This window comes from Protofrankia sp. Cj5 (assembly GCF_917627405.1).
Taxonomy (GTDB): Bacteria; Actinomycetota; Actinomycetes; order Frankiales; family Frankiaceae; genus Protofrankia.
The window spans coordinates 1-7,498 of the sequence record NZ_CAKJTO010000163.1 but is presented as its reverse complement, the minus strand read 5'-3'; the positions used below and the strand labels follow the sequence as shown (position 1 = coordinate 7,498).

At 65.5% G+C, this 7,498-nt stretch carries 9 protein-coding genes and 1 pseudogene; 6 read left to right on the top strand and 4 right to left on the bottom strand.

What is annotated here, in order from left to right; genetic code table 11:
* The coding region (locus MJ777_RS21505; RefSeq protein WP_255724138.1) for an FtsK/SpoIIIE domain-containing protein at positions 1–1,664 on the top strand (1,664 nt) is incomplete at its 5' end.
* A gap of 22 nt (positions 1,665–1,686) precedes the next feature.
* On the opposite strand, the gene MJ777_RS21500 is transcribed toward MJ777_RS21505, so the two are convergent.
* The 3 genes from MJ777_RS21500 to tgmA are packed head-to-tail and all read right to left on the bottom strand — an operon-like array spanning position 1,687 to position 4,273.
* Entirely contained in the window at positions 1,687–2,904 is a 1,218-nt protein-coding gene (locus tag MJ777_RS21500; protein WP_239377611.1) for a hypothetical protein, read from the bottom strand.
* The gene (locus tag MJ777_RS21495; protein WP_239377610.1) at positions 2,894–3,907 is read right to left on the bottom strand and encodes a hypothetical protein; all 1,014 of its coding nucleotides are present in this window, start codon (positions 3,905–3,907) and stop codon (positions 2,894–2,896) included. Before MJ777_RS21495 ends, MJ777_RS21500 begins: the two co-directional genes overlap by 11 nt.
* A gap of 21 nt (positions 3,908–3,928) precedes the next feature.
* On the bottom strand, positions 3,929–4,273 hold the full coding sequence (tgmA, locus tag MJ777_RS21490) for a putative ATP-grasp-modified RiPP (RefSeq protein WP_239307868.1): 345 nt from the start codon (positions 4,271–4,273) through the stop codon (positions 3,929–3,931).
* A 300-nt stretch (positions 4,274–4,573) separates the two neighbouring features.
* Here tgmA and MJ777_RS21485 point away from each other — a divergent pair, with 300 nt between their 5' ends.
* Together MJ777_RS21485 and MJ777_RS21480 are read left to right on the top strand one after the other, a co-directional pair.
* Complete coding sequence (locus tag MJ777_RS21485; protein WP_239377609.1) at positions 4,574–4,816, top strand: type II toxin-antitoxin system VapB family antitoxin; 243 nt, start codon at positions 4,574–4,576, stop codon at positions 4,814–4,816.
* Entirely contained in the window at positions 4,813–5,250 is a 438-nt protein-coding gene (locus tag MJ777_RS21480) for a TA system VapC family ribonuclease toxin (protein WP_239348129.1), read from the top strand. Before MJ777_RS21485 ends, MJ777_RS21480 begins: the two co-directional genes overlap by 4 nt.
* A 73-nt stretch (positions 5,251–5,323) precedes the next feature.
* Here the strand turns inward: MJ777_RS21480 and MJ777_RS21475 are convergent, their stop codons facing one another.
* The gene (locus tag MJ777_RS21475) at positions 5,324–5,566 is read right to left on the bottom strand and encodes a hypothetical protein (RefSeq protein WP_239348130.1); all 243 of its coding nucleotides are present in this window, start codon (positions 5,564–5,566) and stop codon (positions 5,324–5,326) included.
* 47 nt (positions 5,567–5,613) lie between these two features.
* Here MJ777_RS21475 and MJ777_RS21470 point away from each other — a divergent pair, with 47 nt between their 5' ends.
* The 3 genes and pseudogenes from MJ777_RS21470 to MJ777_RS23310 form a co-directional block, all read left to right on the top strand.
* Positions 5,614–6,465 (top strand): DUF72 domain-containing protein, encoded by an 852-nt coding sequence (locus tag MJ777_RS21470; protein ID WP_239377612.1) that lies wholly within the window; start codon positions 5,614–5,616, stop codon positions 6,463–6,465.
* A 137-nt stretch (positions 6,466–6,602) separates the two neighbouring features.
* Positions 6,603–6,915, top strand: a pseudogene (locus MJ777_RS23315) (type II toxin-antitoxin system PemK/MazF family toxin); the annotation flags it as partial.
* Positions 6,916–7,191: 276 nt separating this feature from the next.
* A partial coding sequence (locus MJ777_RS23310) for a helix-turn-helix domain-containing protein (RefSeq protein WP_370652807.1) occupies positions 7,192–7,498 on the top strand: 307 nt, incomplete at its 3' end.

The following is a 7,498-nucleotide window of genomic DNA, read 5'->3' as shown; positions in this document are numbered from 1 at the left end:
CCGAGGAACCGACCGAGCGCGGCGGTGCGGCCACCGACCAGGCCCGCACCGTCCGCGCGATCGAGGCCGCCGCCCGCAGGCTGGGCCGCCTGGCGCCGCCGCGGCCGTTGCTACCGCCGCTGCCCGCGGACCTGACACTCGACGGCCTCGCGGCCTGGGCCACCGAGGAAGCATCCGCGACGGCCGTCCCGTACGGTCTCGCCGACGTACCCGACGCGCAGGCCCAGCCGCCGGTGGCGCTTGATCTCGCCGGGCACGACAGGCTGCTGGCGGCCGGCGGGCCGCAGCAGGGCCGCACGACGTTGGCCCGAACATTGATCACAAGTCTGGCGTCACGCTTCCGGCCCGATCAGGCGCAGGTGTACGTCATCGAGCACCAGCCGGCGGGGCTGGCGGCCTACGCGGGCTTGCCGCACTGCGGCGCGGTGATCGCCGGCAGCGAGCCGGACCGTATCCGCAGGTTCATCACCTGGCTGAACGAGGAGGTCGGCCGGCGCCAGTTCAGGCGATCGGACGGCGGGGCGGCAGCCGGCGGGCAGCGGGATCCGTGGCTCGTCGTCGTGGTCGACGGCTGGGAACGGTTCGAGAACCGCGCTGACCCGGCATTCCAGGAAACATCGTTGCTGACGACGTTGCGCGAGGTGACCCTGTCCGGGCCGCCGCTCGGCGTGCACATCGTGCCGCTCGGCGGTCAGGAGCTGTTCACCAGCAGGGTGGCGACGCTGTTCAACCGACGCCTGCTCCTGCCGTTCGGCAAGGAGGAACTACGCCGGGCACACCTGGCGTCCAGAACGGCGAGCCCACCGGAAATGCCCGGCCGAGCCGTGGACGCCGCCACCGGGACACACATCCAGATCTGCCGCCCGGACGTTGACGCCGACACACTGATCACCCAGGTCGCAGCCCGATTTTCCGGCATCGAGCCGACCGCAGCCGGGCTGCCACACGCGTTCCCCGCGCTGCCCACCCAGGTCACCATCGACGATCTGCGGGTGCCTGACTCGCCTCCATCTGGAACCTGGCTCCCGCTCGGCGTGGGCGGCCCAGATGCGGACACCGTGGGCATGGACTTCTTCGGCACCGGGCCACAGCTGCTGCTCGTCTCCGGCCCGGCTGGTTCCGGACGGACGGCCGCGGCCGCGGCCGTGGCCCGCGGGCTGCGGCGGATGGGCGTCGGCGTACTGATCATCGCCCCGCCGCGCTCACCGCTGCCCGCACTCGTTGAGGACGACGACGTCCGGATCATGACCGGGACAACACTGAAGGACACCGAGCTGCGGGCCGAGGCCGAAGCTTTCGGTGACCAGCGGTACGCCGTCGTCGTCGACGACTGCGATCAGATCACCCTGATCCCGACGCAGGTCAACTTCGCCGACGGCCCCACGTTGTTGCAGGACATCGCAAGCCCCGGGTCACTCGGCCGGCAGGCGCTCGTGCTCTGCGGTGACGCGGCACTGATCCTCACCGGTCAACGCCGATCCCTCGCCCGGGTCGTCAGTGAGATCATGAGCAGCGGCGCCCGGCTGCTGCTCACCCCCACCTCCCCGGTGCTGGCACGCGAGCATGGCTTCAAGCTCGAGCCCGACCAGTTCTTCGCCGCCCCACCCGGCCGCGGTCACCTCTCCACCGGCCATGCCACGGCCTTGGTGCAGCTCGCCCGGTAGGTACCGCATAGCGGCGGTGGCCCTATGCGTGCCAAGCCGCTGTCCGGACAGGTACGGGTATCCGCCAGCACAGGCTGGTACCGGGAATCGTGAGGGTCTGCTCATCAGGGGTGACCGTGAGCAGGAACCTGTTGCACCCGGGACGGCCGAGGGCATCCCAGCCGTGCAGGGTGTCCTCGACGATCGACCAGACTGGGTTGGCTCCATAGTCGTGTACACGAAGCGTGCCGTCATCGTGGATCCGGGCGACACAGAAACGATCAGGGTCGGAAGTCCGGAAAAAAGCATCACGCTCCGCGCCGCCAAAAAGCCCGATGAAGGACAGGTCAGGGATACGCATCTGGAGGAGAAAACGGAAGGTCGCGTCGTTGAAGACCGCTGGGTCGAGATTGCTGGTCCGTTCCCGGGACGGATCGCGCTCGGGAATGACGAACATCGGTAGCGCGGCGGGCAGCTGTGGGCGCGATACCATGAAAAACAGCGGGCGCGCGTCGAGAAAACCACTGGCGGTGCCGTCCTCTCGTATCTCCAGCAGGACCGACGTGCCGCCCTTCACGCTACCCGAAAAAATCACAAAAATCTTCGCGCCGGGCCGGGCCTGTTCCACCCAGAAGTAGGAGACATGCGTAAAGGAACATGTCGTGATAATGCGATCGTAAGGGGCCATGCCCGGATAGCCGGCAGCACCGTCCGCCACCAGCAGGGTCGGACGGTAGCCCATGTTGGCAAGCACGGCAGCGGCGCGGCCGGCCACGGCATCGTCGTACTCGATCGAGACCACGCCCGCGTCGCCCAACCGGTGGCAGAGCAACGCCGTGGAATAGCCGGTGCCAGTGCCGATCTCCAGGACGCGGTGCCCGTCCTGGACGTCGAGGTCCTCCAGCATCCGTGTCACCAGGCACGGCATGGTGGATGAGCTGGTCGGCATCCCGAGCTGGACCTGGGGCGTGGGCGCCCACAGGTCGTCGTTACCCGAAATCTGCGTTATCCAGGTCTCATCCGTATACACCAGATCAAACCATTCCTGGTCGCCCAGCGAATCAGCGATAACAGGGGTGTACGTGGGCGGGCTGTTACTGATTTTCCGGTAGAATCTGGGCAGAAAAACATGCCGTGGTGTCGCCAGAAACGCATCCCGCCAGGGCTTCGATCGCAGATCCCCACGCGCCGTCAGCGCATCGGCGAGCATGACCAACCGGCTGCCGATATCATCGGTCGGCAGTTTTGTATCAGCGGCCATCAACGCATCCTCTCGCCAGAAGATCGGCGAGTGCCGCCGTCATCGGCAGACCGGCATGCTCTTCCTCCAGCCACGCCCACTGGCCGTTGGGATTACATTCCAGAAAAACAAGAACATCGTTCGCGTCCAACGCGAAGTCAAACGCGCCGAACATCAGCCCGAACCGCTCCAGGTAGGCGCGTACCGCCCGGATCACATGATCCGGAATATCCATCACAGCATACTGTAGCGTACTGTAATCGCGACGCCAGTCAAGGTGCTCGCCGTCAATTCTGACCGCGAACACCTCTCGACCAATCACCGTAACCCGGATATCCGCTGCTTTTTCGACTTTAGCCTGGACCAAATGGACAGTATGCCGCATCGTCTCGTCGAAGTCAGCGGCGTCCACCTCCCGTACCCACACCGTCCGCGTCTGGCCCTCCGCGTCGGCATAGGGCAGCAGCCGCAGCGGCTTGTACACTACCGGACCGACCGCACCGGCGAACGCCCGCGCGGCCGCCGGGTCATTGGTCACCAACGTCGGCGGCACCGTGAAGCCGACCTCCGCGGCAACGGCCAGCTGTGCCGGTTTAAGCTCCGCGTCGGCGATCCGATGGGGATGATTGACGTACAGACAACCCGGCAACGAGGTCAGGACTCCGCCGAGCCCGTAACGGGCCTGCAATATCGCGAAGGCCCGATCCTGCGGGGCCATTTCCGGAAAAACAAACGCACTCGGGCGACGGTAGTACAACGAGCGCACAGCCGAGAGCAACACCGTCCGGGAGCGTGCCCGCAGCCAGCCGCCAACGCCATCAATATGACAATAGTTATCAAGATTATAAATTCCACCAAAGGCACCGCGGTCATCACGGGTGTCCCCCGCGCCTACCGTCGCCGCGAACGACAGATGCGTGGGGAAGTCAGCGGTGTCGAACCGCACTACCGGTACATTCCGCTCGTTCAGCGCGGCGACCACCAGATCGGCGGTCGGGTCGTCGAGCTGGGTCACGACCAGCACAGGCCGCTGATCCGACACCGCTCAGTCCACCGGGTTCGAGTCCTGCGCGAAGTCCGTGTCCGGATCCCCGTGCTGGCCATCACCCCGGCTGCCTTCGGTCGCGGTCGAGCGCTCCGTGCCCTGGTAGGTCCTGCTGTGCCTGCCCGTGTCGAGCACATGTCCATCAGCGTCGTAACAGACAGCGGTCTGGGTCACCGGGTCGAGATCCACCCGCACCACCCTCGGCCCGGCCGCCTCGCCACGCGCCCTGTGCGGCTCCATCCGCCGCACCCCCCACGGCCGCACGGTTCCCGCCGGCACCTCGGGTGCAAGACCAGTGCGCGGATACATCGGCAGCCTGTCCTCGGACGGAAACAGCACGCCCATGCAACGACCTCCCTCTGGAAGCAACAGCCCATCCCGCACACTCAGGATGAACCCTCAGTATCCAGAGAATTTCGGCTAGCTACAACAACTCTTCGCGACTCATTGACGACAGGGCCCGCCACCTCGCCGTTCGGCAGCCCCACACCCGCCAGCGCGTGATCCGGTCGCCCGATAAGAAACCAATGGCCATGCCAAGATCACAAACGGTGACACACGGTACAGCGGTATGGCCGATTCGCAGTACGGCCGATTCACGGTACGGAAGTACGGGAGTACGGCAGCGGAGGTACGGTTAGCAGTATGAAGACGACCGTGGAGTTGCCAGAGGTGCTGGTGCGCGAGGCACAGGACGTGGCCCGCGCTGAAGGCACCACGCTGCGGAACCTCGTCGAGGAAGGGCTGCGCGCCGCCCTTGGACGGCGCCGCTCGGCGTCCCAGTTTCGGTTGCCGGACGCGTCGGTGAACGGCAACGGCCTGCGCCCGGAGTTCCGCGACAGCGGCTGGGACGAAGTGCGTGCGGCAATCTACGGTGACCGTGCATGATTGCGGTCGACACGAACATCCTCGTCCATGCGCACCGGCGGGACTCGCCGTTCCACGAACCAGCGGCTGCCGCCGTCCGCGACCTCGCCGAGTCGCCGGCTACGTGGGCGATTCCATGGCCGTGCGTACACGAGTTCTACTCGATTGTGACGCACGCGCGTATCTACGATCCGCCCAGCAGCCCAGCCGAGGCCATAGCACAGGTGGAGGCGTGGCTCGGCTCACCGTCGCTGACGTTGCTCCATGAAGGAGTGACGTACTGGCCGACACTACGATCCATGATCGAATCCGGAAAAGTGCGGGGTCCGATGGTCCATGACGCCCGGATAGCCGCCCTGTGCCACGCAAACGGTGTTCGGACGTTGTGGAGCGCCGACCGCGGCTTCGGACGCTTCCCGGCCCTGGTCATCCAGAACCCCCTCGTCCCGAGGTAGGCATTGACGCACGAGAACTGACCCCCGCGCCAACGGTCGTCGATCGCGTGGTCCCAGCTGATGTAGGCCGCGGTCAGCCGGGCGTCGGTGTCCAGTCCAGGCCGGGGCTGTCCCGGACGGCGGCCCAGGCCGTGGACAGATCGCGGTGCGCGGCGTAGAGCGCGCGGAACCGGGCGAGCCAGGCGCGTTCCCAGTACTCCAGCCGGGTGGGATTCGTGAGCTTGGCCGGATGACATGCCGCGAACATGGGCCAGTGGAGTGGTTGATAGACGACACCGGTACGGTACATGTGACGCGGGCACGGCTTGGCGGGCAAGCTTGGGTCCGGCTTTTCGGGCGGATTTTTTCATGGGGGCTTGGGGCATGCGTTGTCATGTGGGATGCGCGATGTGGACGCACACGTCTTGGCAAGGACGCTTTCTGGCGCACCCGCTCCCGCCCCACGAACGCCTGCAACACTACGCCAGTTGGTGCAACGCGGTCGAAGGGAACACAACGTTCTATGCAACGCCGGCCAAAAGCACTGTAGCCTCGTGGGCACGGCAGACCGACACCGATTTTCGATTCGTGATCAAAATGCCGAAAATTATCACGCATGAACGCCGTCTTACGGACGTTGACGAGGTGCTGCACGCCTTCCTGGAAGCGATCGAGCCACTCGGCCCACGGGCCCACGCCCTCTGGATACAGCTTCCAGGATCGTTTACCCCCGCCGACGTCCCCACACTTGCCCGCTTTCTGCGCCAGCTCACCAGGTCCCACCGGTACGCTGTGGAGGTCCGCCACCCCGCATTCTTCAACGACCCCCGCGCGGCGCGACTTCTCGAAGGAGCACTTGCCACCGCAGCCGCCGAATGGATTCCGTTCGACACCACCGTATTCTTTCAAAGTCCGCCACAGAGCGACGCTGAACGAGACGCATGGACCAAGAAGCCGCGCGTACCGCTCCGATCACTCGCGTTGACCGACCGGCCGATCATCCGCTACCTCGGCCGCGACGCTTCCGCACGGACGATCGAAGGCTGGCAGCGTTGGATTGACATTGTCGTCGAATGGTTGCGCGAGGGTCGCTCACCCACTGTCTTTATTCACACCCCGGACAACGCCGACGCACCACAACTCGCGCGCCGCTTCCATGACAGCGTACGGGTGCGCCTGCCCGAACTCGATGCGCTGCCTCAGCCGATACCGACCGGGCCGCCAACCCTCTTCTGAACAGTTTGTCGTTGGGTACGCTTATCCGGTCCAAAACCGTACCCAACGACAAACCCGCGCCGATCATCAATAAGCGGCGGCGTCCGCCAGACGCAGCAGCAGATCGCACAGCGCGTTGGCGATAAGGCCGAGGGGACCTGTGGTGGGCCGACCTCGGCGAGCCCCGCGGGTCGGCGCCGGCATTACGCCGGCCGGTCGTGGTCGTGCAGGCGGGCCAAGCCCTTCAACCGCAGCAGACTGCGCACCATCGTCGTGGTGGCCGCGACGAGGAATCTGCGACTGGCCGCGATGCCGGGCAACGTGTTCCTGCCGGCGGCCGTGACCGGCATCCCGAAGGACTCGGTGGCCAATGTCACCCAGGTCGCCACCCTCGACCGCGTCGACCTCGAGAGCCGGGTCGGCGAGATCCCCGCGTGGCTGGTCGCAGACGTAGAGCGAGGGCTACGCCGGGGTCCTGGCGCTGTAGCGACAAAAGATCATCCTGTGCGCCGGCTTCGCGGCCGATATCCGGGATGGACATACGAAATCAGATCCGGTGGTAGACCCCGTGACGGTAGGCGACAGGGACAACGAGGCCGAGCAGGACGTCGTCATGCACCTCGTAGATCACACGATAGTCGGCGCCGCACTGGCCGGAAGGACACTCTGAAAATGATCAAGAAACTGGCACCCCACCCTGGAAGATCCTTATATCGAACGCGACAGTTACAGGTAATGTGATCCACTGTGACTTCGATATCCGAGCCGGTGGCTACTGATCAGATTGTCAGGTGGGCATCCGAGGGCGAATCTGATCACCAGGAATTCAAGGAGTCGACGGGCCAGCGAACGGCGGCAGCCCGCACGCTGTGTGGGATGGTAAACCTGCATGGCGGTCGGGTGCTGTTCGGTGTCCGCCCAGACGGCCACATCGTGGGTCAGCAGGTCACCGACGAAACGCTGGAGAAACTTCATGCGGCGCTGGCGCCGTTTGATCCCGAAATCATGCCGACCATGGAGAGAGTAACCGTCGTGGAAGGCCGGGAAGTAATCG

What these genes read in the sequence shown, in the direction of transcription:
- tgmA (WP_239307868.1), bottom strand. Translation starts at nt 4,273, where the DNA reads ATGGGCGTGCTGTTTCCGTCCGAGGACAGGCTGCCGATGTATCCGCGC.
- MJ777_RS21470 (WP_239377612.1), top strand. Translation starts at nt 5,614, where the DNA reads ATGCGTTGTCATGTGGGATGCGCGATGTGGACGCACACGTCTTGGCAA.
- MJ777_RS21480 (WP_239348129.1), top strand. Translation starts at nt 4,813, where the DNA reads ATGATTGCGGTCGACACGAACATCCTCGTCCATGCGCACCGGCGGGAC.
- MJ777_RS21500 (WP_239377611.1), bottom strand. Translation starts at nt 2,904, where the DNA reads ATGGCCGCTGATACAAAACTGCCGACCGATGATATCGGCAGCCGGTTG.
- MJ777_RS21485 (WP_239377609.1), top strand. Translation starts at nt 4,574, where the DNA reads ATGAAGACGACCGTGGAGTTGCCAGAGGTGCTGGTGCGCGAGGCACAG.